The 25359-nt window shown below is 56.2% G+C and carries 20 protein-coding genes and 1 tRNA gene; all 21 read right to left on the bottom strand.

The features are described from left to right. Positions 1 to 39: 39 nt before the first annotated feature. A complete protein-coding gene (locus HZB34_07670) occupies positions 40 to 1035 on the bottom strand; it encodes a hypothetical protein (GenBank protein MBI5315833.1) in 996 nt (331 codons plus the stop codon). Between the two features lie 132 nt (positions 1036 to 1167). Then, positions 1168 to 2280 (bottom strand): cytochrome bc complex cytochrome b subunit, encoded by a 1113-nt coding sequence (locus tag HZB34_07665; GenBank protein ID MBI5315832.1) that lies wholly within the window; start codon positions 2278 to 2280, stop codon positions 1168 to 1170. After that, positions 2280 to 3212, bottom strand: a complete 933-nt coding sequence (locus HZB34_07660) for a ubiquinol-cytochrome c reductase iron-sulfur subunit (GenBank protein MBI5315831.1) — start codon at positions 3210 to 3212, stop codon at positions 2280 to 2282. Before HZB34_07660 ends, HZB34_07665 begins: the two co-directional genes overlap by 1 nt. A 1-nt stretch (position 3213) precedes the next feature. After that, positions 3214 to 4017, bottom strand: a complete 804-nt coding sequence (locus tag HZB34_07655) for a c-type cytochrome (GenBank protein MBI5315830.1) — start codon at positions 4015 to 4017, stop codon at positions 3214 to 3216. Between the two features lie 36 nt (positions 4018 to 4053). Then, positions 4054 to 5757, bottom strand: a complete 1704-nt coding sequence (locus HZB34_07650) for a cytochrome ubiquinol oxidase subunit I (GenBank protein MBI5315829.1) — start codon at positions 5755 to 5757, stop codon at positions 4054 to 4056. A gap of 509 nt (positions 5758 to 6266) precedes the next feature. Beyond that, a complete protein-coding gene (locus HZB34_07645) occupies positions 6267 to 6803 on the bottom strand; it encodes a cytochrome c (protein ID MBI5315828.1) in 537 nt (178 codons plus the stop codon). A gap of 198 nt (positions 6804 to 7001) precedes the next feature. Further along, a complete protein-coding gene (locus HZB34_07640) occupies positions 7002 to 7541 on the bottom strand; it encodes a hypothetical protein (protein MBI5315827.1) in 540 nt (179 codons plus the stop codon). Positions 7542 to 7777: 236 nt separating this feature from the next. Next, entirely contained in the window at positions 7778 to 8170 is a 393-nt protein-coding gene (locus HZB34_07635) for a hypothetical protein (GenBank protein MBI5315826.1), read from the bottom strand. A gap of 88 nt (positions 8171 to 8258) precedes the next feature. Continuing rightward, the gene (gene hpnH, locus HZB34_07630; GenBank protein MBI5315825.1) at positions 8259 to 9275 is read right to left on the bottom strand and encodes an adenosyl-hopene transferase HpnH; all 1017 of its coding nucleotides are present in this window, start codon (positions 9273 to 9275) and stop codon (positions 8259 to 8261) included. A gap of 366 nt (positions 9276 to 9641) precedes the next feature. Then, a tRNA-Cys gene (locus HZB34_07625) sits at positions 9642 to 9717 on the bottom strand. A gap of 178 nt (positions 9718 to 9895) precedes the next feature. Then, on the bottom strand, positions 9896 to 11080 hold the full coding sequence (gene ispG / locus HZB34_07620; GenBank protein MBI5315824.1) for a flavodoxin-dependent (E)-4-hydroxy-3-methylbut-2-enyl-diphosphate synthase: 1185 nt from the start codon (positions 11078 to 11080) through the stop codon (positions 9896 to 9898). A 36-nt stretch (positions 11081 to 11116) separates the two neighbouring features. Beyond that, positions 11117 to 13066, bottom strand: coding sequence for a 1-deoxy-D-xylulose-5-phosphate synthase (locus HZB34_07615; GenBank protein MBI5315823.1), 1950 nt, complete (start codon positions 13064 to 13066; stop codon positions 11117 to 11119). 176 nt (positions 13067 to 13242) lie between these two features. Continuing rightward, positions 13243 to 14298: a DUF3187 family protein gene (locus tag HZB34_07610; protein MBI5315822.1), complete on the bottom strand. Its 1056-nt coding sequence runs from the start codon at positions 14296 to 14298 to the stop codon at positions 13243 to 13245. Beyond that, entirely contained in the window at positions 14273 to 15478 is a 1206-nt protein-coding gene (locus tag HZB34_07605; protein MBI5315821.1) for a BamA/TamA family outer membrane protein, read from the bottom strand. Before HZB34_07605 ends, HZB34_07610 begins: the two co-directional genes overlap by 26 nt. A gap of 16 nt (positions 15479 to 15494) precedes the next feature. Then, entirely contained in the window at positions 15495 to 16145 is a 651-nt protein-coding gene (locus HZB34_07600; protein MBI5315820.1) for an ABC transporter substrate-binding protein, read from the bottom strand. Between the two features lie 117 nt (positions 16146 to 16262). Beyond that, positions 16263 to 16706: an outer membrane lipid asymmetry maintenance protein MlaD gene (gene mlaD, locus HZB34_07595; GenBank protein ID MBI5315819.1), complete on the bottom strand. Its 444-nt coding sequence runs from the start codon at positions 16704 to 16706 to the stop codon at positions 16263 to 16265. 16 nt (positions 16707 to 16722) lie between these two features. Beyond that, a complete protein-coding gene (locus tag HZB34_07590; GenBank protein ID MBI5315818.1) occupies positions 16723 to 17478 on the bottom strand; it encodes an ATP-binding cassette domain-containing protein in 756 nt (251 codons plus the stop codon). Between the two features lie 95 nt (positions 17479 to 17573). Then, the gene (locus HZB34_07585) at positions 17574 to 18344 is read right to left on the bottom strand and encodes an ABC transporter permease (GenBank protein MBI5315817.1); all 771 of its coding nucleotides are present in this window, start codon (positions 18342 to 18344) and stop codon (positions 17574 to 17576) included. A 115-nt stretch (positions 18345 to 18459) separates the two neighbouring features. Beyond that, complete coding sequence (locus HZB34_07580; protein MBI5315816.1) at positions 18460 to 19212, bottom strand: hypothetical protein; 753 nt, start codon at positions 19210 to 19212, stop codon at positions 18460 to 18462. A 53-nt stretch (positions 19213 to 19265) separates the two neighbouring features. Then, positions 19266 to 21440 (bottom strand): squalene--hopene cyclase, encoded by a 2175-nt coding sequence (shc, locus tag HZB34_07575; GenBank protein MBI5315815.1) that lies wholly within the window; start codon positions 21438 to 21440, stop codon positions 19266 to 19268. A 199-nt stretch (positions 21441 to 21639) separates the two neighbouring features. Next, complete coding sequence (gene smc, locus HZB34_07570; GenBank protein MBI5315814.1) at positions 21640 to 25326, bottom strand: chromosome segregation protein SMC; 3687 nt, start codon at positions 25324 to 25326, stop codon at positions 21640 to 21642. Positions 25327 to 25359 lie beyond the last annotated feature (33 nt).

The following is a 25359-nucleotide window of genomic DNA, read 5'->3' as shown; positions in this document are numbered from 1 at the left end:
CCTGATGTTGCATTGCCCTCACCTCATCATCTCCCACGTTTATGGTTTCATGGCGGCGGGCGCACCGGACCCTGTCGTTTCAGGCTCACTCATCGCTGCCTCGCCTACTGGCCTACTCTTTTCCTTTTCCAGGTTCGCGGCCGCCTGCTGTTCTATCAAAAATTCAACCCGCGCCGCAAGCTGTGCAATCAAATTTTCGTTTTTTGTCAGTACGTCGAGCGGTTTGATCTCCGGCTCGGCCTTTGCTTCTACCTTCTTGCAACATTCGTGGGGATGCGGTGTAAACTGCGGGAGAGAAAACCAGAACAGGATCGACAGCACAACAGCCACACAGGACACCACAGTCAGCAGTAACCCTTGATCTACCGGAACCCGCATCAAGTCCCAGCGCGCAATCAGGCCTTCATAATTCTCCGAGGCATGCGGCGCCATCTGCACCGTACCACGAATCATCCGCCCCACCAGCGAAAAGCCTATGATCAGCATCAAGGAAAGCGTTGCCGTGGCCACGGTACCCCAAAGGGTCAGCTCAATGCTGATTCGCTCCGCAATCGGAGTCCCCTCCAGAACACCGTCTTCGAACAGCGAATGGGCCGCAGAGATCGAGGCATCGGTCACCGCGCTCTGAACGAACCAGAGGATCGGAAGGTAAATGGCGCCGACCAATGCGCACTTCCACCAGAGGGTCAGCCCCAAACCGGCTGGTGGCTCACGACGGCATTGTTCGAGGAAAAACGTTCGGCCGACGACTCTGAGCGCCCACATATCGATTGGAATTGCCAGTAGAAACAGTAATACGATGCCCGCTCCTTCGCCGATATGCGAGTCCAATCCCAGGGTGATTGTTGGAAGGGCAAACACCGTCACAGGGCTTGCCAGGAGCATCATGAACGCGAGAGCGATCCTGGTTTCAAATTGCACAATCCCGAAGGCTAGAAAAAGTACTGCGATGGCAAGCTTGATCGGCAAGCCCGTCCAGAAGGCGGGCCAGAGAATGCCAAACCCAAGCTTGGTGGGAGACATGGGATCGTTCATGCAGGTATCCAACGATGAGCGCAGGCGGGCAGGCAGACTGAGGTTGAGTGAAGGCCCAACGCACTCCTCCAAGCCTCGACCTTAGCCTGAACCTCAACCTTCTTCATGCCGACAGATCTTTTCAGCATCCTGCTAATCCAAGAACTCTCGATTAATAATGGCAGACACCGTAAAAAGCAGAATCGAAGCTGTGAGTACCACCCATCCGATAAGTGCTATCGGCCGTTTAAAAATATTCCGTTCGGGGCTTCGGTCGAAGAAAGGCAGGAAAACCAGCACGAGCCCTAAGAGACCGGGAAATACGATTGAACCGAGAATCTGCCCCAACTCGCCGGAGAACATCCTCAGACGCAGGTGCTGGAATATGAATAAGAAGTACCATTCCGGTTCGGGATGATAATCGCCGGGGTCAGGTGTCGCTTCATCCAACAAGACGACCGGCTCCCAGAAGGCCAATCCGCTGATACAGGCAAAGACGACCGCCATCCCGACGACATCCTTCCAAATCTGCCGTGGGAAAAAGTAGTCGGTCTTCGCCTTCAACTCCATGGCTGTACCCCTGAAAGGGCCAGCCGGTCCCGCACATCGAAAAAGGAAGAGATGCAGGCCTGCCAACCCAATCAGAGCTGCCGGAAGCACCATGACGTGAATGACAAAAAACCGGCTCAAGGTCATCTGCCCCGGGGTCGGGCCCCCCTTGAGGAAGCGCGCCATGAAGTCTCCGATCACCGGCACCTTATCCATAATCTCAACGCCGACAGTCGTGGCCCAGAAGGCTCGCTGGTCCCACGGAAGCAAATAGCCCGTAAAGCCGAATCCCATGACGAGGGCGAAAAGCGCCAACCCGACCAGCCAGATCAGTTCGCGCGGCTTCTTATACGCACCCCAGAGAAAGACCTGAGACATGTGCGCAAAGACGCAGAGAACCATGGCGGAGGAGCCCCAGAAATGGTAACTCAGCAGGAACCATCCATAGTCGATGTCATGGATGATATATTGGGTGCTCGCATAGGCATGGTCTGCGGTGGGCACATAGTAGAACATCAGCAGCACGCCCGTGACCGCCTGCATGATGAAGATAAACAACAGGATGGACCCGAAAACATAGGCCCAGCGTGAGCCGCCCGGGACCGACTCATTGAGCATCTTCGCGGTGAGCTGCTTCAGCCCCACCCGCTCATCGACAAAGGTGAAGACTCGCTCCGTGACCGATATCTGCGTGCCGGCAGAAGGATCCTCGCTCATCACACGATCCGCGTTTGGGATTTCGTCCCGGCTTTGAATTCCATGTCGATGATGTGCACTTCGCCGCTCGCAGACACCTGAATCGGCATCATGTCGAGGGGGCGCGGGGCAGGACCATCCAGCACCTTGCCGGACGCATCATAGATGCTCAAGTGGCAGGGACACAGGAAGACCGGCCCAAGCACCTTGTGATTTCGCCACTTAAATCCACACCCAAGGTGAGGGCACTTTCCAGAAAATGCCAGGTAGGGGATGTCTTTTTTATTGGTCCAGATGGGTTTTCCGGCGGCATCCCGAAACTCCAAATCCTTCCCTTGATAGACTCGTTCCAGTACCGCGGGAGTCGCCTTGACCACCCACACATTCTTCTCGATTTCAGATTCGGGCATATAGGCTTCTTTGACCCTGCGTTTGTACTGGAATTGGGTTCCGACATCCTCCGTCTTCACTTTCGCAATGTTGCCGACCATCAACCAACGGTTGTCCAACGAGGCATACATCGGATTCATCAAGAACTTCAGCACGGGATAGACCAGCGGCAATCCGATAAACAGCCCCGTCACATAGGTCAAATTCGCAAAGAACGTCCGTCGCTTGACGTTTCGTTCCAGTTCAGGGAGCGGCACAAGCACTTCACCCGACTCGACGTGCACATGTCTCTCAAGGCCGGGAATCTCTACTTCATGCAGCGTGACATAGTCCTCCCGCTTGAAGGGCGGCAAGGCTATGACTTCGGCGGAGGACGACCGTAGTTGCACCAGATCGTCCGTGATGGTGTGGACCGCCCCCATCAACACCTGCCGTTCACCCGAGCCGTTCATCGATACGACGACATGGCTGACCTCCTGAGACAGCGGGTCCATGATGACCTTGGTCACTTCTCCGATTTCCCGATCCGTACAGCGGACCTTCGATTTCAGTTTAGGTTGCATCCTACTTCTTCTTAATCGGCTTCGGCGTGTTGACCGATGTATTCTTGAATGTCCCCAACCAGGACGCGAGCGCCTGAAGATCCTTTGGCTCCATGAGGTCTTTAAACTTGTCGGGCATCCTGCCCTTCTCCCATTCCTTCTCGAATCCCTCGGCCATGAAACTCTTGGGATCGCTAATTTTCTGCTTAATCTCGTCGACCGTCAGAAACGAGCCGATGTTATCCAGCTCCGGACCGCGCTTCTTTCCACCCTCACCCCTCAGCTTGTGGCAGTTGTAGCATTCCATCAGCTGCCACTGTTCTTCTCCCAGCTTCATAAAATCGCCGACCGCCACACTGGGCGTTGGGGCAGGAGGCGTCCCGGCCTGCTGCGGCGCCGGCACGACCTGATCCGTGCCCAGTGCCTTGAGCCGCACCTCCAGGGCTTTGACCTGCTCATCAAGCGCCTTGGCACGCGCGATCAATTCCTCGGTTTTCCCCTTTTCAGAGGCCTCGATCTGGGACTTCAAAATCTTTGCGATCTTCCCCTTTTCATCTTCGGGGTCAAATTGCGGCAGAAACGCCGCGCCGGCGATACAGACTGCACACAACAGCAGATAGAACGCCACGAGGGCAAACACCGATTTCCCCCCGCTCATAGTCCTGAGCGGCGGCGCATCCAGCAGCATGAAAACGAACGCCCCCAGCATCGCGAAGCCAAGGAACAGCATCTGAAAGACGAAGGGAAACTCGAGCCCCCTCGCGACGCCGACCAGTACACCGCCCACTACCAGACCGATCGCCAGCTTCTTCATCACATTGCCCATGCGATTCTCGTTCTCTCAGCAGGCGTTCCGCACCCGTTACTTGGCCCTAGCAGGCACAGGGGTGCGTTCGGGTACATGGCCCTTCGACTCGGAAGGCCGAAGCGCCACGATGATAGCCAAACTTACGACGGCGAAAAAGACGACGGTAATCCCGGTAATCCACCAGGCAGAATAGGACAGAGTCGGCGTGAACGACTCCGCGGTGAGGTCGGGCACCAAACTGTAGGTGTGGAAGAACTTCCGCACCAGCGAACGGACCGCGCCCATCAAACCCATCGTCCAGATTGACGTGAACGCGAGGAATATCAACACGAACTGGGAGGTGAAATCTATTTTCCCCCAGTGGATCATGCCTTGCTTGATGGCCCGGTTATACAAAATATAGTTGACGACCGTGGCAAACACCAACGTGAACATCGCGGAAACTTTCGCCGGCATCGTGGCCAGGATGTCCCAATCCGACGGCAGTTCCAACCCCGGCGCCAGATTGGCGCCGGTGGCCGCGAATCCGCGGGGAGTGAGCCAGATCGCATCGCTCACGATGATCATCAAAAAGCCGATTTTAATCACCGTCCGCGCAGAGACCGTCCACGGGATGAATCGACCCAAAAGAAATGGCGCCAGAATCAACGGCAGGAGGAACAGCAGCCCCTTCGGGTCGGGAATCCAATAGATATTCATCACCGCCATCATGACGAAGGGTAACGCCACTATGACGATGGGTGTCAGGATCGTCATCCGGACCCTTTCGGCCCCCTCAATGCGCTTTAGACTGAGCCAGGCGTAATAGTTGATCGCCAGGAACATCAGTCCGACCATTGCCCCCTGCATTTCGAAAAACATCGAGAGCTGGTCGGCCATCATGTACGGACAGAACGAAAAATCGTAATCGCACATCTCATACGCCATCAGTAATCCCGTGAAGGGCTGGAACAGCGTCGCGCCCACGGCGATCAAATTTCCGATGAAACCCATCCAATCGTAGTAGGCCCGATCTTCTTGCGTTTTTGCCCCCATATACATATAGGCGGCGATCATACCTGTCACGAATCCTCCGAACGCCACGTTACCGTCGATCCGGTGGAGATTCAGCGGCATCCAGCTTTGATTGGCGATCTTCTCCCACAAGCTCGCCGCTGCCAGGAGATCTTGTGGCGAGACACCTTCGCCCTTCAGCGGAGTATTCATGAACGATGTCGGGCCATTGATCACAAACATCGTGACCATACAGAGGAGATTGAGGAGCACACCAAGCGCGATATGCCGCCCCTTCTTTTCACCCTTCCAGGCATCCCACGTGTAGAAATACGCGTACAACACGATCGTCCCACCGATGAACAGAAGCGGGTAGATCACCGCAAACACGAGATAGAATTGATTGATGAACCACGAGGTAAACTGCGGGTATGCGGCGAGGAGCACGAAAATAAACAGGCCCCCTGTCAGAGCCGTTATGCTGAAGAGAATGACCGTGACCTTGGTGACCTCTTTGGCCAAGCGGTCGTACCGAAGGTCCTGTTTCCGATAGCCTAACCATTCTGAGATGACGATAAAGATCGGGGCGCCGAGAATGAACGCCCCGAAGAGCGTGTGCAGCTGGGCGACAATCCATACGGCGGTCCGATTTCCTGTATAGGGAAACTCCACCGCAGACAGGCCGGGAGTTTGGGCATAGGCCGCACCGCCGAACAACACCAGGAGCGCACAGACGAACGTCAGACCGCGCTGCCACATTTTCATAGTATTTCAACGCCTCTCCTCGCTAGGAGGCCGTCCGACATCGAGATATCCGCAGCATACGCTCTTGTCATTAGATTAAGATTAAAGCCAGCGTATCGAAGAGACGGCCAAGGCCCATCCTCTTTTCCGGTTCCACGGTATCCGCTCTTCACCCCGCTCATTCCCTGCAACCGAAGGTCTTGGGCGTCAGGAGGTTGCGGGTTGTACCGACTAGCGTCATTTCACCGTGAACCGTGCGACAATTCAACAAAAACATGAACGGGGACAACGAGAAGATCTGGCAGGATGCTGAAGAATCTACCAGCGAGGTTCTCGCAGCACTCGGAGAATCTACGTACCGAAGCGTACGCGTCCCCGCTGCGCTCCCTGCGGCCTTGCTGGAAAGCCTTATTGAACATCCTACGTGGAGTACATCCTCGTATCCGGGACCAGGAGGCCCCATGACGTCCCGGTGTACCCACAAACCTCTCCGCAGTCTGCTTGTCGCGACTGCTGGAACGAACCCCTCATCACTTGCCGGCCGGTTCCTGAACAGCGGGAACTGCAGTAGGAGCTGCCGAGGCACTTGCCGCATCAACCCAAGATTTCGTTGCGGTGTCCCATCTCTTCCCAGGCAACCCGTAGCTCGCCGTAAACAACACAAGCTTCCAGATATCTTCCTCCGACAGCTTGCTCTTCCATGCCTTCATCTTTGTATTGGGAACTCCTTCGGCGATCCGCCAGGCCCACACTGAGTCGGAATAGAGCTTCATCCGATCCGAGACGCGAAAGTCTCGGGCGCCGGCCTTGGTCGGTTTCCCATCCTTACCGTGACAGCTCCCACAATTCACATCAGGATTTGTCTCACCGGTGTAAAGTTTGCGCCCTTCTTCGAGTTTGGCCGCGTCGGTCCACCAGTCAGACGGCATATGTTTGTCAGCCCACTCAGCAGGGGCCGGCGGCGGCGGGACGATCGGCCCTTCCCCACCTCCTTCTCCTCCACATGCCGTCAGGAAAAGCCCTACTCCCACGAGGACTGCCAGCTGCAAGACTCTAAACTGTTTCATGACCTTCATCCGTTCCTCTTTCCTCGCTCTATCAAAGACGGGTCACTCTCAGACGAAGACAAAAAAAATGCCTCCACCAGGAAGCTCCCTACCCGGCAAAAGCGAAAATCTAAAGAATACCGTGACGACACTCGTACTCCCCGGCTACTCCGATTACCGATCCAGCGAGGTGCACGCCATCCCCACGGACTGCATCGGCTACTTCTTATGCTTCCCCTGGGACTTCCCTCGTTTCGGCTCCTGCCTTCGCATTGAACGAATCAATTTGGCTCCAATGAAGCCGCCGACTGCCACCGCCATGGCCCCCGACCCTAGATAGAGCCATAAAAAATCGCTACCCTTGTCTCGTACGCAACCGCTCCCAAAATTGACCTGGATGACCCGCTCCGTCTCTAAATCCTTTGGGTCAAACGATACTTTCCGTTCTTGCCGCTCTCCTTTGGCTTCAATGAGAAGCGGGTCGTCAAGATTGTCGTTATGAAGGTGGAATGACGCTTTGTAGTACCCCTCCCCGTCAGTCTTTACGACCTGTCCGTAGGAAATCCTGGTATCCTTGACGAGCACATCAGTATCCGCACTGCTTTTTCCATCAGCTCCGCAGACATACCCTTCGACCGTAAACCGATGGTCAGCTTCATGCGTCGCAGACACCACAGAAGGGAGCCCAACCAATACCGCAATGGCCAGGATCCATTCCCGCCAGCGTGACCTATTCTGTACAGCCTGTATGTGCCTCACATGCTCCGGACTGACGACTCTTTCCGTCGCCGAGCGTAGCGTCCGTCTCGCCCAATTTGGCAGACCTTGGCCAATTTTAAAGGGCAATTTTTAACATAGCCCCTACACGTTGTCAACGAAGTGGCACTCAGAGATAATGGACGGGTGAGCCTGTTTTCAAGCACTTGTGGATTGTGCTCAACGATGCGGCTTCGGAATGAAAAACAGAACGGAGAGCAGAAGGGGAAAAAGGGACCTTACAAGATTCCTCGCGCTTTTGCGTCGGCTGCGACACGAGCGATTTCGGCTCGTCGCTCCGATTCTTTCTTGGCAATCCAGCTTTCCCAGGATTTCCCAGTGGCCGTATCCTCCCCGGTAAAGGCGATTGTCACGATCTGGTCATACCGGATCTGGCGAGCCGGAGAAGCATCGGAAGGAAACACGTCAATAGAGGAATCGGACTCCCTGACCTGGCGATTGAAGAGGTATCCACTGAGGGATTCGCCGGATTTCAATGATATAGTCACATCGCCGCGATAATCAAACGCCACCTCTACCGCCTCGACGAGTTCGGAGAAGGAAGCCGGCTGAAATACGCGGCCTTGCGGCGATCCGGTCACACTACCACTGTGATTCTTGGTATCGGTCATTGAGGAGTCGTGAAACGTGAAGCGTGTCTCGTGAAGCGTGTGTCTTTCGTGCAAACGACGAGAGACGAACGACGCTTCACGCAGCCCGTCATCGCGAGGTGGGGACCATCGTCAGCTTGACGGTCCGGCCGAACCCGGACATCGTTCCGAACGTATCTTCGACTGCGGACGGTTCATACCCGCAATGCACCATGCAATCGGCGCATTTCTCATTCCGCCCTGTTCCATAGTGATTCCATTCCGTGCTGTCCATCAATTCACGGAACGTCTTCGCGTAGCCTTCTTGCAGCAAATAGCAGGGCTTCTGCCATCCAAACACGTTATAGGTCGGATTACCCCAGGGGGTGCATTGATACTCCCGCCGCCCCATCAAGAAATCCAAGAAGAGTGGTGATTGATTGAACTGCCACTCCTTCTTTGGGTTCCCCAAAATACGAGAAAATAATTCCCTCGTGCGTTCTCGCTTCAGAAAATGCTGCTTGTCCGGCGCTTTCTGGTAACTGTAGCCAGGCGAGATCATCATGCCTTCGACGCCGAGCTCCGTCATGGCATCGAAAAATTTCCTCACCCGCTCGGGATTGGCATCGTCGAAGAGAGTCGTATTGGTCGTAACGCGGTGTCCCCGCTTCAGTGCCGCCTTGATCGCCTTCACCGCCACGTCATAGACACCATCTCGACACACAGCTAAATCGTGTTCGTCCTTCAGGCCATCCATATGGACGCTGAATGTCAGGAACTTTGAAGGCTGATACTCGTCGAGTTTTCGCTCCATCAAAATTGCATTGGTGCAGAGATAGATATACCGCTTCTGCTCAACCAACCCACGGACAATCTTGGGCATCTCGGGATGGATCATGGGTTCGCCGCCTGGGATACTGACGATCGGAGCACCACATTCCTCCGCCGCCGCCCAACACTGCTCGGGGGTGAGCCGCTTGTCCAGCACATGATCAGGATATTGAATTTTTCCGCAGCCGGCGCAGGCCAAATTGCAACGGAATAGGGGTTCCAACATCAACACGAGAGGATACCGCTTCACCCCTTTCATCTTCTGGGCAAGCACATACTTCGTGACAGTAGCCATCTGGGAAAGTGGAACGGCCATTCCTCTCTCTCCTTCTTTTTAATCTGTAATGGTGACGATGGCGATCCGGCCACCGAACTAGCAGGTTGTAGACGTTTGAGATTCTAGCACTCCATTTTGTCGCCCGTCAATTTACTTTCCACCACCATGTGTACGACGATCTCCACAAGTCATCCGTTCTCTGCCGGACTTTCTTCCCAGAGCAGTCTGGAAGGGTCGCTCCGGGAGGCAGGACGTCGATGGCCGGCAGGGGAGTGGTAGGGTATCGGGATGGCCCATTTAGTCTGTTCGGTCTGTCTGGTCTATTTGGTTGAACCAGACCAACTCAATGAACCAAACAAACCAGATAGACCAGATGAACCAGACAGACCACGCACCAGTGCGGTGTGGAGGCGCCGAGCGGGGTCGAACCGCTGCATCGCAGTTTTGCAGACTGCTCCCTTAACCACTTGGGTACGGCGCCCTAAGCACGCATTATAGTCTGGGAAAGAGGCGAGAGGCTAGCACAGGATGCTGAAAAAGTCTGCCAGCGGCGTTCTCGCTTCGCTCAGAAGCTCAACATACCGAATCGTATGCCTCGCCTCTTCGTTCACTGCGGCCTTGCTGGACAGCCTTTTTGAGCATCCTGCTAAAGGTGGGATCTACCGCTTACTGGAGAGAACTGGAATTTCTTTTCCGAGTGTCGAGGACCGATCTGATGCAGGATTAAGGGACTCCCATCCTTCACTCGAAGGAGCAATGACCTCCCCGTTTCCTTCAGCATCTTTTTCTTTGGCCATCAGCTCGACTTCATAAATCAGCGTATCCATCAACTCTTCGATCGGCACCTTGCGGACAAGCTTGCCCTTCTTAAATAAGATACCCTTGCCTTCGCCTCCAGCGATCCCGATATCCGCTTCCTTCCCTTCGCCGATCCCGTTCACGACACAGCCGAGGACCGATACGTTGAGGGGGGTCTTAATATGGCCGAGCTTCTTTTCCAGTTCATTGGCCATTCTGACCACATCGATCTCTACACGGCCACAGGTCGGACAGGCAATGACATTGATCCCTCGATGCCGCAGTTCGAGCGACTTCAAGATTTCGAATCCCACCTTCACTTCCTCGACCGGATCAGCCGCAAGCGATACACGCAAGGTGTCGCCGATCCCCTGCGAGAGCAAGTACCCGAGACCCATGGTGGATTTGACTGCCCCGGTCATCGCTGTTCCTGCCTCTGTAATTCCGATATGCAGCGGATAATCCGACTGGTGGGCGAACAACCAGTAGGCATCGATTGCGTGGTGTACATCCGACGCCTTCAGGGACACCTTCATGTTCGTGAAGCCCACATCCTCGAGGGCATGGACGGCATTGAGCGCAGACTCAGCCAGCGCTTCCGGTGAGGGCCACCCGTACTTGTCCAACAGATCCCGCTCCAGCGAGCCGCCATTGACTCCCACGCGGATTGGAATGTTGTGATCGTTCACAGCCTTGATGACTTCTTCGACTTTCCACCAGGCCCCGATATTGCCAGGATTGATCCGGACGCAGTCCACAACCTTCGCGGCTTTCAATGCCAGTCGATGATCGAAATGAATGTCCGCAATCAGTGGGACGGTCATGGCTGCTTTGATCTTGGGCAGCGCAGCCGCCGCTTCATCGTCCGGCACGGCGACACGGATCACTTCACACCCTGCTGCCTCCAGCTGGCGGATTTGCTCGATCGTCGCAGCGGTATCGCGCGTATCCGTCGAACACATCGACTGAACGGACACAGGGGCGTCTCCGCCGATCTTGACCTTGCCGACTTGAATCTGCCTGGTTTTCCGTCTCGTGATATGCATTCGCCTAACTCTCGCCTTACCCCCTCACGCCTTCCGTCAGCTTCCCTGCTCATCTCCATGCGGAAGCCGGTCGAGCGATGACGCAAAGGTGAACTGTTCTCGTGGCACAGCTGGTGTCTTGTCGATTAACTCTTTCACGCTCTGATAGATCCCGTCCGCCGTCAACCCATATCGTTCGCGCAGGAAATCCTGCGGCCCTTGCTCGATGTACCAATCCGGCAACCCCAAAATCTTTGTCGTCACACCGGTCACGCCGCCATCGGACAGGGCTTCAAGCACGGCTGAGCCGAACCCTCCCATTTTGCAGCCTTCTTCAACCGTCACCACGTATCGAACCCGCTTCGCTACCTCGACGATTAAGTCCTGGTCCAGAGGCTTCACAAAACGGGCATTAATCACTGCCGCAGAAATACCTTCTTCTTCAAGCCGCTTCGCCGCTGTCACGGCAGGGGAGACCGGCACACCGATGGCCACAATCGCCACCTCCGTGCCATCGCGCAACAACTCACCCTTTCCGACCGGCAATGCCTCCGGCTCCTTATCCATCGCGACGCCCAGGCTGAGTCCACGCGGGTAGCGCACCGAAGCAGGCCCATCGTGCAGGACGCAGGTTTTCATCATATGCTGCAGCTCATTTTCATCCTTCGGCGCCATGACGACCATGTTTGGAATGTGTCGCAGAAATGCGTAATCGAATGCCCCGTGGTGTGTCGTCCCGTCTTCCGCAACCAGTCCACCGCGATCGATGCAGAAGGTCACTGGCAGGTTTTGTGTCGCGACATCGTGCACCACCTGGTCGTACGCACGCTGTAAGAAGGTGGCATACAAGGCCACCACCGGACGGAGGCCTTGGGTCGCAAGACCTGCGGCAAACGTCACTGCATGCTGTTCGGCAATCCCGACGTCATAGAGCCGGTCCGGAAACTCTTTCTCGAAAATATTCAGGCCAGTCCCTTCACACATTGCAGCTGTAATCGCGACGATCCGCTTGTCCGCTCGGGCCAGCTTGACTAATGATTCGATGGCAATCTGCGTATAGGACGGCCGCGCAGCTTTCTTTGCCGGCACCCCGGTCTCCCGCACAAAGGGCGGACAGGCATGGAACCACACAGGATTCTTCACCGAGGGCTCATAGCCCAGCCCTTTTTTCGTCACGACATGGAGCAATACAGGCCCCTTCATCTTCAATACATTTTCCAAGGTGGGCAACAGATGCTCGAAGTTATGTCCATCGATCGGCCCGGCATACCTGAACCCGAGCTCTTCGAAGAGCAGCCCTGGAAGGATTGCTCCCTTGGCCAGCTCTTCAGCCCGGCGGGCCCACTTTTGCACGTCCTGACCGATATGGGGGATTTTCCCCAGCAGTTGCCCTGTCTCCTCCCGCATCTTGTCATAAAAGTCTCCGGTGATGGTCCGGTTTAAGTAGGAGGAAATGGCTCCGACGTTCTTCGAAATGGACATTTGATTATCGTTCAGAATGACCAGGAAATCCTTTCCCAGCCCTCCGGCATGCTGCAAACCTTCCAACGTCATCCCGGCCGTCATCGCCCCGTCACCAACAATGCAGACGACCTTGTGTCGCTGTTTCAACTGGTCACGCGCCTCGACCATGCCATAGGCAGCGGATACGCCGGTTCCCGCATGGCCTGCATTGAACGTATCGTATTCACTTTCCTCACGCTTACAAAAACCGCTCAACCCTCCGTATTGCCTGAGCGTATGGAACCCCTCGCGGCGTCCCGTCAGCAGCTTGTGTGCATAGGCTTGATTGCTCGTGTCCCACACGATCTTATCTTTGGGGGTGTTGAGCAGAGAATGTAGGGCCACAGTCAGTTCAATGACTCCAAGGTTCGAGGCCAGGTGACCTCCAACATTGGATACCACGCCGATAATCTGTTCCCGCAGCTCCTGGCACAAGGCTGGAAACTGCGTTGGCGATAGCCGTTTCAGATCAGCCGGACTGTGAATGGTCTTCAAAATCGACATAGCGGATGCTCCTTTGCGTCAATGCGTACGCACATACCCCTGTAACAACAAGCTAAGCCCTGATGATCACTGGCAAAGCGGTGTGGCAGTTTGGACGCTCGCAGGGATGAGTTTCACATGAGAGTCCCATGTTGTCAAGGTGTTAGCTTCTCTCACCACCGAATCTTCCGTATCGCTCATGACTCAAATCGATAGGTCAACACCGTCGAGAGCGTGAAGTCGGCTGCGCTCCCCCTAATGAAGTCGAGATTTTCGACTGCATAGACTTGCCACAACAGAGGCTGGGCTACGCGATAGCTGAACCCTAGGACTGATTCTGTCACATCCTTGTCGAATACATTCGAGCCGGTCCCGGAAAATGGCGATGAATAGTAGTTAAAATGGGCTGTGACCGACAGATTCTCTGACCAGAGATATTCGATGGCCGCAAGCCCGGACAGGGTAGGGTGCAGGCCAAAACCTGCTATGGTTCCGGTCGGGACAACTCCGGTCACGTTACCATAGAGTATCCATCGGCCAGCCACAAGTTTTTCAGCCGCGAGACCCAATCCGAAATCAGGACTTCCGCTTCCGAAAAAAGCCGATTGATCACCCGTCGGCAACTTCACCGCGCCACGGAGGGAAACAGCCGGCATCGCCGCCCCCTCCTTCAGGAACTGATATTTGCTCATCAGCGTCGTATCCCCCAACCCTGTCGCACCAGGACCTCCGCTCATAATTGTTTGACCGTTCCGAGTGACATTGAACACGTAGCTGGTGTTCTCAAGCGCAGCTTGGTCCGGATTCAAGCCAGTCGTGGCCCGCTCGACCCCCTTAATGGCTCCATTCATAAATCCATCGTACCGATAGAGAACCGGCACCTCTAGCCCGAGTTCCAATCTGTCCGTGGCACCATAACGAAGAAAGAGGCCGGACCTGAGAGTTTCAAATTTGACAGTCACGTTCATCGGCGGCGAATTATCGTCGTAGATACTGGCCGTCTCCGCAAGTTCCAACCGTACGTCCAGAGTACCCTGTTTCACGACGGCGGCGCGGTCGCCTGGAACAGTCAACACCAGCTGCTGAAAGGGCTGGAAATTTCTGACAGGAAACGGACCGAACCCCTCCGCCTTGACCGGCGATGGCTGGGCACAGACGAAGGAGAGGAGCCAGACGAGCAGCGCCAGACCAAATATCGCGCGACCAATGATACCTCGCGACGATGGATCAGTATGGGAAGTCGAGTCCGGCAAAGACCGCTCCACCCTCCTGACTATAGCCGTAGTCAACGCGTCCGACGACGTTGGGCCTAACAATTCCGCGGAACCCTACACCGGGTGTCAAACGGTAATCCTTAAAACTCACGTCTTTGAAATCATTGAACACCTGTCCCGTATCCAGAAACGGCGCAATCTCAAAGTCCGCCATCACCCCCGCCACCTTCGCTCGTGCCAGATGAATACGCTCTTCGATACTCAGCGCGACAAGATTCTTGTCGATGAAGCGATCGACACCATAGCCTCGCAAATTGTTTTGCCCTCCCAAGGAGCTTTGCTCGAAGAACGGTACTTGGTCCCCAATCGTAGCCTGAAGATCCGCCCGCATGATGAGAATCGCGTGTTTCGACTCACTCGGTAGCAGCTTCTTGATCTCGAGCTCATAACGGGAGTAGACGGGATGATCGCCGTTGCGGATATTTTGGTTCAGTTCTGCATAGGCCGTCACGGCCATCCCATCGGTCGGCGAGATAAGATTGTCGCGCGTATCGTAAAAGAACGTCGCCCGGTGTCCAAGAATGAGGGTTTCGCCTTGAACGCCGTCGACGGAAGGGAACTGGTTGCCCGTATAGGGAAGATCCGTTGCCCCACCCCCCTGCAGAGTCACTTGACGGAATCGCTGACCAATGGCAATCTGAGTGACTTCATTCGCATGGACCCCGAAACGCCAGTTCGCCCGCCCTTCGCGCGCGGTGTAATTCGTCTCCGCTGACTCTGAGGTCGCTTGCCCTAAACCGAAAAACCGAGCCGTGGCGTTCTTGAAAAACGAGGCACCGAAGTTCAACGAGTAGCGCCCTTGACTGAAGGCCGGATCGGTGTAACTGAATAACAGTTTCCGCTCGATCTCCTCCGTATAGGATCCGATGAGCCGCATTTCCCGTCCCCCTGGCTCGTATCGAAACAGATTGATCGTCCCGCGAGTCCCCACGATAGAATTTTGAATGAGCATCGGAGCGATAATGTATTTGAGCTCTCCATCAGGCTCAGTGACCAGAATCGGAAGGATCAAGCCGGCGTCATTCCCGTCATTCTTGCTGCTGGACACAGCGGGAACCGGAAAGTATTGGACATCAGCCCGGGCACAGTCCGGCAGCATGCCGCCGTTCACCACAAGGAACAGGATGACAACGGCAAGGAGGCCGTGCAGGATCGTCATGACTTCTTGAATTGGGTTACTGGGCTTTGATCTTGTCGGACTTCTTGCGAAGCTGGTCCACGAGGTCAGCGTAGGTTGAAGACCGGAGGATCTTCGAGAACTGTCCCCGGTAATTATTCACCAAACTCACACCGTCCACCACCACGTCATACACCCGCCAATCACCACCCTTGTTGAGCAAACGGTAGTCGAGCGGAATTTCGACCTTACCAGTCAATACCTTTGTCCTGACTTCGGCATAGTCGTTCTCAGTCCGTTCATTGATATACTTCACACCTTCTCCAGAGTAGGATTCGATCTTGTCGGCGTAAGAGTTGGTCAAGAGGGTCTGAAATAGTCCGACAAATTCTTGTTTGTCTTTGTCGGATAACGTATTCCAGGGAGCGCCCAGCGACCGCCTCGACATTTCTTGATAATCGAACCGGTCTCCGACAATCTGTTCCAATCGGTGCCGGCGTTCTTCAGCTTTCCCCGGTTGTTTGAGTTCTTTGTCCTGAATGGTTGTGAGGACCTGATCGATGGTGTGCTTCATGGCCTCCGTCGCACCGCCGGCCGCTGCCGGCTGGACGGCAACTCCGCCGAACAACAACAGACCGGCTAGACCGCTGAGCAACCACTTCGAACTCCATCGCTGCGCCTGTGTCGCAGCGGATCCCTTGATCTCCATGTGCCCTCCTCCAGCATCAGAATGTTGTTTGGTTTATTTAGTTTGTCTCGTTAGGTAGTCAAACGAAACTAACCAGATGAACCAAAGAAACCAAATCAACCAGCCAAACCAGTTAGCTCAGTTCACTTTCCCATGCACAAATTGGCTCACCAGCTCCTCGAGATCGAGCCCCGATTCGGTATCGCGTATGATATCCCCCGGCTTGAGCGGGTCGCCCCCCCCTCCCGGATTCAGGGCCAAAAATTTTTCCCCGATGATCCCCCGCGTCTTGATGGACGCAATGGTGTCCGTATAGAGTTTCACGGTCTTATTGACTGCCAGTTTCACCTTCGCCCGATCCTCGACGAGCGTAATCCCCCGGACCCTGCCGACCTCGACCCCGGCGATCTCAATCGTCGAACCAGGTTTGAGCCCCGAGGCGCTGTTGAACTGGGCTTCGACCTCATAGACATCGCCGCCGATCATCTCGAGTTTCCCGAGCTTGATGGAGAGATACCCGAGGCACAATACGCCGACGAGCACGAAGACGCCGACCACGATTTCCAGCTTGGTTTTTTCCATCCCCGGTAGTCCTCCTTTACTCAGCGAGCGAATTGGGCAGCATCACAGTGCCACCGACTGAAATGAATTCCCGAATCTCCGGATCTGTGGTCCGCGGGAATTCTGCAGCCGTGGCCATCAACACAATTTTCCCTTTTCGAAGCATCGCCACCCAATCGGAAATCCCGAAGATCTCCGGGATTTCATGGCTGACCATGACTGCAGTAAAACCGAACCGCCGCTGCATGGTGACGATCAGATCGTGAATTGATTTCGCCATCAGAGGATCCAACCCTGTCGTCGGTTCATCAAAGAGGATAATCCCCGGCTCCATGACCAAGGCCCGTGCCAGACCAGCCCGCTTCCGCATGCCCCCGCTCAACTCGGCGGGAAACTTATGTCCCATCCCTGCCAATCCGACCTCTTCCAACTTCTCTTCGACCCGCCGCGCCACGTCCGGGCCTTTCATGCGCAACTTCTCCCGCAACGGGAATGCCACATTTTCGAACACCGAGAGGGAGTCGAACAGCGCAGCTCCTTGAAAGAGCATTGCGAACTGTTTTCTCACATCGTTCAAACGTGTGCCAGACAGACGGGAGATTTCCACATCTCCAACCCACACCTCACCGCGATCCGGCTGCATGAGCCCGATCATGTGCTTGAGAAGCACGCTCTTCCCCGATCCACTGCCACCGATAATGGTCGTAAGCTTGCCGACAGGGATCGAGAGATCGATGCCCTGCAGCACCGGCTGCCCACCGAGTTGTTTTTCGACCCCGAGCAGCCTGATCATGCGTGTTCCGTGAGGCGTAAGGCGTCAGGCGTAAGGGGCGCAGAACTTCGCTTCTTTGAAATCGCCTCACCCCTCACGCCTCACCCCTTACGGTTCTAGAGCAGCACCGAGGTCAGGAAATAGTCGCTTACGAGGATCAGTACCGACGAGAGGACCACCGCTTCCGTCGTCGCACGCCCGAGCCCCTCGGCACTCTGTCTCGTGTAGAACCCTTTATAACAACAGACCCAACTGATGATCAGCCCGAAGCTGATCGACTTGAGAATGCCGCCGTAGACATCTTTCCATTCCACGGCTGATTGGATCGAGTTCCAGTAGGCCCCTTCGCTCACGCCCAATAAATCAACACCGACGAGGGAACCACCATAAATACCGACCACATCGAATATGGCCACGAGCAACGGCACCCCGATCAGGCCGGCTACCAGTTTCGGCGCGATCAAGTATTGCAGCGGATTGATCGCCATGGTATCAAGTGCATCGATCTGCTCCGTGATCCTCATGATACCGATCTCAGCAGTCATGGCTGATCCAGCCCGAGCAGTCACCATCAGCGCAGCCAGCACAGGCCCCAACTCCCGAATCATACTCAACGCCACCGCGGAACCCAGCAACCCCTCGGAGCCAAACTTCCGTAAGGTGTAATACCCTTGCAGCGCCAACACCATCCCCGTGAACGCCGCCGTCAGTACGACGACAAATGTGGACTTGTACCCGACAAAGTGAAGCTGTTTCATCGTTTGATGGAATCGAAAGGGGGGTCTTGCGAGCCAGGCGAAAGACGACAGCATAAACATCCACATGCGGCCCATTTCCCGTACACGGTGTACCGTCCACGCCCCCAGCTGTCCGAGCACATTCGTCATCGATTACCTCAGGAGCCTGTCCAAGTTCTGCCATTCTGCTGCGGCGTATAATCTACCGGCATCTGCATCGTTTTCGGATTATTCGGACAGACTCCTTGACCGTCGAAGCGATTCACTATCTGTCTGTCTCGGCATAACGCTGAAACCATTCCGTCAATCGATCCGCCGCCACCCGACTCTGCTTTCGCAACCGATTCAGCCCCCCGAGGCTGGAAGGCCGACTCATCAGCGCCTGCATGCCATTGAACCAACCAGTGGGCCTGAGAAAAAGATTGAAGTCAAGAGGAAGATCTTCGTCCACTAAATCAGAAACCGTCCGCACGATCGCCAGCGGAAGATCCCGCTCCTGAGCGACCGCCGCCAGTGCCGCACTCTCCATATCGAGTCCGACTGCATCGGTCAGACGTTGCAACCGGCGTTTCTCCAACGCCTGCCACACCACGGTGTCCGATGACACGACTGTTCCAACCCGCGCGACTAACCCTGCGTCTTTCGCCACGGCCAGAAGGCCTTCACATACGGTCTCATCGCAAAACACAGGATCGTTCCCGATTGTCCAGGTTCCTTCCCCCTGCACCGAGGAGACCCCTGTGCCGACGATGAGGTCCCCCACCTGAGCCGGCACGAGCGCGCAGGCAAAACCCGTGGACATGACCAGCGACATCGCCTGGGCCGTCAACACCCCTCCCGCCACTGCACGGGCCGCAACAGGACCGACGCCGGTTTGCATGAGCCAATAGGCGCGATTCCCTCGCTGCCCTATATGGCAGCGGACACCGGCAACGACCTCGACACGATCCGTCGTGAGGGCACGGCGAACGGCCTGAAGTTCCCAACGAGTCGCAGCAAAGATGGCGATGGGATTCACTGCAGATCCTGAGTGGGAGTGGTCCGCGCCAACGGAAGACGTCGGCGGGCGGCTCAACGACCGGCTCGATGACACCGGGACGCGAGGACCTGCTGCCGTACTTCGTCAGCCCGCATCTTCCCGCGCGTCCGCAGATTCCGATACATCGCCAAGGCCCACAAGGGAAAGTACCGACAGTACCAATGGTAGCGTAGATAAAATACTCGAGGGAATCCGGTCCCTGTATGACGGACCTCTTCCCATGAACCATCTTTCATTTGGTGGCGCAGCAGGTATTGGACGCCGCGAGCGACACTGAAGGCGTCGCTCATGCCGGCTGACATGAGTCCCATGATGGCCCAGGCCGTTTGAGAAGGCGTGCTGTCCCCCTTCCCGCTCCATGCAGGGTCGCCGTAAGACAGACAAGATTCACCCCACCCGCCATCGGGATTCTGCTTCGACTCAAGCCAGGTAACCGCGCGGCGAATATAGGGCTGCGAAAGATCCTCCCCAATCGCACGGAGACCGGCGAGGACGGACCAGGTGCCGTAGATATAGTTGACGCCCCACCGACCGTACCAGCTGCCGTCGGCCTCCTGCTCTCGCTTGAGGAACCGGAGGGCCGGTGCCACAGCTGGGTGCGTCTGATCGTAGCCCAACGCCGCAAGCATCTCGAGACAGCGTCCGGTCAAATCGGATGTGCTCGGATCAAGCAAGGCATGGTGATCGGCAAAGGGGATATAATTGAACACGACACGATTGTTGTCCTTGTCGTATGCACCCCACCCGCCATCGGATCCTTGCATGGCGAGCACCCAATTCATTCCCCGCTGGATGGAATCTTGTAACTCGACGGTCTGATCCATCCGGACTTTCGACAGCGCCATCAACACCACCGCCGAGTCATCGACGTCGGGATAGAATTCATTCTCAAACTGGAAGTACCACCCTCCCGGCTCCGCATCGGGAGACGAGATTTTCCAATCTCCCACCGTTTTCGTTTGGCGCGACACCATGTACGCCGCCGCCTTTTGAAGCGATGGGTGGTCCTCCGGCATCCCGGTCTCGCTCAAGGCGTTCATGAGCAACGCCGTGTCCCAAATCGGCGAGTGGCAGGGCTGAAGATGCAGTGCCTCGACGCGCTGATCACCGATCGATACGGTGTCGTACACTTCCAGCGATTCGATTTCGTGGAGCGCCTTCTGAACCAATGGATCATCGACCTGATAGGCGAGGCAGCGAAGGGCGACGATTGAATTTGCCATGGCCGGATAAATCGCCCCCGACCCGCCGCTGCCCTTCATGTGCTCCAACATCCAGGTCGTGGCACGATGCAGCGCTTTCTCGCGCAACCACATGAGAGGCACCCGGTCGTAGAGTTTCAGCATCGCGTCCAGCGCGACAAAGAAATTATGCAGGGTGAACCACTTCTGATCTTTGTTGAACGGCGGGAACTTCCAATAGCGGATCTCCTTCCGCGGAATATGATACAACTCCTCAATCCCCTGCTCCCGCGGGATCTGACACACCGGTCGGTGCGCGAAGATGATCAGCAGTGGAGTTAAGACGCAGCGGGACCAATAGGAAATGGCATAGATGTTAAAGTAGAACCCCTTTGGGAGCAGCATCAGCTCAACCGGCATGTGGGGGATGCCTTCCCAGTCATATTGATCGAACTGCGCCAGCGCGATCTTGGTAAACACATTCGCTTGAACCACTCCACCCATGGCCAGAATTCGGTCACGGGCCCGAACCATGAACGGCTCGTCTGCGGAAGTGCCGCTCAACTTCAAGGCAAAATAGGCCTTCACAGAGGCGCTGATCTCGGAAGGCCCTCCGTAGAAAATCGGCCATCCGCCATCGGGCAATTGCATGGCACGGAGATAGTGCACGGCTCGGCGCTCTCGTTCTGGATCGACCCGATCGAGAAACCGCCGCAGCATGAGATACTCAGCTGTCAACGTCGTATCGGCTTCAAGCTCCGCAACCCAGTACCCCTCTGCTGGATGTTGCCTGGATAGAAACCAGGCTTGACTGCGCCGGATCGCGTCGTCGAGCGTATCCACTTGGCTGATCGGGTTGGCCTGGCGACGTGTCGCAGAATCGATGGGTGCAGACAGCACGGACTTGTCCGACACCAGCCGCAACGGCGGAACGTTGGATAACTCGGTCGCCAGCCCGCGCATCTCCGGAACGGAGAGGGAGAGGCTATCGGATAGACGATCGAGGAGTGTTCGAATCAGCTTCATTCTATCGGTCTATTGAAAATTGTAGATGATGAATTGGACCCTTCGCGTGACTCGCTTGGCCCCACAAAGCTCACGCGACGAGCGGCCCGCCCATAGGTCGGGCTCTGTGGGGGTATATAACAGAGCCCCTACTCTGACGTCAAGAAACAGAGGTACGGAAGTCCTCTGAAGTATGGATGTTTTAGCCGACCTGCTCTTTTCAAACTGGCTGCAAATTGCTGAGCCTTACCGAGACAATTTTTGAGATCCCAGGCTCTTCCATGGTGACCCCGAACAGCGAGTCTGCAATGGCCATCGTCTGCTTACTGTGGGTGATGACCATGAACTGTGCGTCCCGGGACAGTTCACGCAATACGCCGGTAAAACGTCCGATGTTCTCTTCATCCAACGGGGCGTCGATTTCGTCCAGAATACAGAACGGCGTCGGTCTGATTAAGAAGCTCGCAAACAGCAACGCCATTGCCGTCAAGGTTTTTTCACCACCCGAGAGCATCGTGATGCTCTTCAATCGTTTGCCCGGTGGTTGCACCACGATATCGACACCCGGTTCCTGCGGGCCGCGCCCTTCTCCTGTCTCGTCCGCCGGCACCTCGACCAGCTGCAGTTCGGCTCGACCACCCGGGAAAAACTTTACGAATACCTCGCTGAACTTCTGTTGGAGCTCGGCAAACGTGCTGGCGAACATGTCTTTCGTCGTACGGTTGATGCGCTGGATGATTTCTTTGAGCGAGCCGATGGAGGTGGAGAGGTCTAGTTCCTGCGTCGTCAGGAATCGATGCCGCTCGTCTAACTCTTGGTGTTCTTGAATGGCTGCCAAATTGATCGGCCCCAAGCGATCCAGCTTCTCGCGAATCTTCTGCAATTGCTCACGGAGCGTTGCCTCATCGACTGCCGGTCGGCCTTCCGGAATCGGCTCTTCCCCAACGGCCAGTCGGTCGGGCGCCAGCTCGACGACCGGCTGATCGAGCAGCGTTGCCGGATCGACCTGGTATGTCCCCAGGAGCGTCGATTCGACAGTCCCCAATTGCACTCGAATTTCCGCCTTCTTGACCTCCACCGCCATGCGGGATTCGCGGAGAGACGAGACCACGCGCCGGATATCTTCCAGCCCGGCCTCGAGCCGCTGCACCTCCGCCATGTCCTGAGCCTGTTGCTCCTGCATCTCGACCAGCCGTGCCTTGCCCTGAGCTGCCGACTCGCCGAATTCGCGACAACGCCCTTCCTGTCGCTCACGTTCAGCCCGGCTCTGCTCAATTGAGGCTGCGAGCCCTTCGACATGGCGCGTCAAGGTCTCAATACGCGCGGTCGCGTCCTGCTGCTCCTGCCGAATCCGTAGGAGGTCCTGATGGCGATGCTCCCTGGTTGTCCGGATGTCCTGCGCCGCCAATTGTGCCTCTGTACATCGCTGCTGAATCCCCTGCATATCTTGATCAATCTGCCGTACCCGTTCGCGCACACGGGTGAGTTCGGCTTCCTGCCCGGCCTTCTCCGCCATCCATTGTGCAAGCTGCGCCTCGCCGGAACGGATTTCTTGATTGAGCCGCTGCGCTTCCGCCAAGCCTCGTTGCGCATCTCCCGTCAATGTATCGATCCGCTGGGTCAGGTCTCCCAGCATATGCTGGAGTCCTGCTTCGTCTTTCCGCAGTGAAAGCTCTTGCATTTCAGCGTCACGCAGCGACTCCGCGAGTTGCCGACTCTGTTCACGCAACTCCTGTCCCTGCTCCAGCAATCGTTCCCGTCGCTGCTTCCCTTCTTCCACAGACCCCGTCAGGGAGACGCCTTGTGCCTCTAAACGAAGTACCTCTCGCCGACGCTGCAGCAGCCCTCCCGTTGCACCAGCCTGCCCACCGGAAATCACCCCTGCTGCATCCAGAACCTCGCCTGCGCGCGTCACGAGGATGGGGCCATCGGGAGCAGCGCTGGGCTGTTGTTCCCATAAGACCGTCGCGTCGTTAAGGGTCTCGACGAACACGACCCGGTCGAAGAGATAATCCCGAGCCGCTTCACGTTGACCCTCCACCCTGATCAGGTCAATCGCACGTCCAACCACACCGGGCTGGCCCTCAATTGTAGGCCACCACTGGTCGGATGCCCTGTCCCGAGCTGCCCAGCGAGGTTGCTGCGGGATAAACGTACCACGACCGAGATCCTTTCCCTTGAGAAACTCAATCGCTTCACAAGCTGCGCCGGGATTGTCGACAAACCACCCCCTGACCCGCTCGCCCAAAATCGCTTCCACCGCCCGGTCCCATCCAGGAGGTACAACCAACCATTCGGCAACTGCATCACGAACCCCGGTACAGGCCTTGAGTGCCGTCGATTCTTCGTCACCGCGCCGCCCATAACCCATGTCCTCTTGGAGCACCCCCTGCAGCGCTCGTAGGTGAGAATCCACTGCGGCCAACTCTTCAGACTGTTGAGATATAAACCGGTCGACTTCTGCCAATTCGCCCGACAGGCGCTCGTTCTCTTCCTCAACTGCTTGCCGTTGCAGACGCAGGCTTGAAACCAATTGCTCGGCGTCATGCGAGGCCTGCCGGAGTGCCTGACGCTTGTCCGTTGCCGTCTCGTGCTGCAGGCGAAAGTCTTCCCGTTCGGAGGCCAACCGACCTTCACGATCCGCTGCCTCTTGAATGCGAGCGGCCAATTGCACCAGAGTCTGCTCAGTATTCGCGGCCAATATCGCCAGATTGAGTACGTCTTGACGCCCTCGTTCCTCTTCGGCCAACACGGCTGATCGTTGGTGCCCCAGCTCTTTCATTTCCCGGTCGAGCGTCGCGAATACCTGCTCCCGCTCCGCACATTCACGCTCGAGCGATGCCAACGCCTCCTCAAGGGTCGCAACCTCGTCCGCGCCTTGCTTCTGCTCCTGGGTCAGGCGCTCGAGTTCCTGTCTGCCTTGACTCTGCTGCTGCGCATAGAGTTCTTCACGATTACGCTCGACTTCTGCGGCCGTCAGCGCCAGCGCCAGTTGCTGTTCAACCTTCGACAGCTCCTCGCGCCGCTGTCCGACCGCCTCGGTTGCCATGGCCATTGCGAGCTTGATTCGCTCGAGTTCCGTATTCACACGCGCCAGCTCTGCGGACTGCCCCGACTCGCGGTCTCCCAACGTCTGCAGTTCCAACTCCACCTCCTCGAGCGTCGCGCGAAGAGCACGGTATTCGTTGGTCAACAACCGGATCTCCAGCACCTTGGCCTCTTGCTGCAACGTCTGATAGGACCGCGCCTGCCGCGCCTGGCGATCGAGGGAATTCAACTGCTTTTTTACCTCTGCAATGATGTCTCGTACCCGCAGAAGATTTTGCTGCGTCGCATCCAACTTGCGCAGCGTTTCGGCCTTCTGTTTTTTGTAACGAACGATGCCGGCAGTTTCTTCAATCAACTCACGCCTATCTTGCGGTGATGCGTTCAGGATTTGATCGATCTGTCCTTGCGCAATGACGGTGTGTCCTTTCGTGCCAGCCCTGGTGTCCAGCAGGATGCTCCGGACATCTTTCAATCGGCAGATGGTCTTATTGATGAGATATTCGCTTTCGCCATTACGGTACAGGCGGCGCGTAATCATGAGTTCTTGGTATTCAGACAGCTGATTCGACAGACCGGACAGGGGGTCCACATGAACCCGATCCAGCCCGCTAATCACAAGGGACACTTCGGCTAGGCCGAGAGGTTTCCGCATTTCGGTTCCGTTAAAGATGACATCTTCCATTTTCTCGCTCCGCAGGGCCTTCGTGCTCTGCTCGCCGAGTACCCAAAGAATGGCATCGACGACATTGCTTTTCCCGCTTCCGTTTGGACCGACAATTGCGGTCACGCCTTCGGGGAATTGGATGCGGGCTTCTGCGAACGACTTAAATCCCGCCATCTCGATGGATTTCAAATACATCGGCGACTCCTTCGATAGCATGTTTCGAGCGGA

The organism is Nitrospirota bacterium (assembly GCA_016219645.1).
GTDB lineage: Bacteria > Nitrospirota > Nitrospiria > Nitrospirales > Nitrospiraceae > Palsa-1315.
This window is presented reverse-complemented; position numbering and strand designations above follow the sequence as displayed.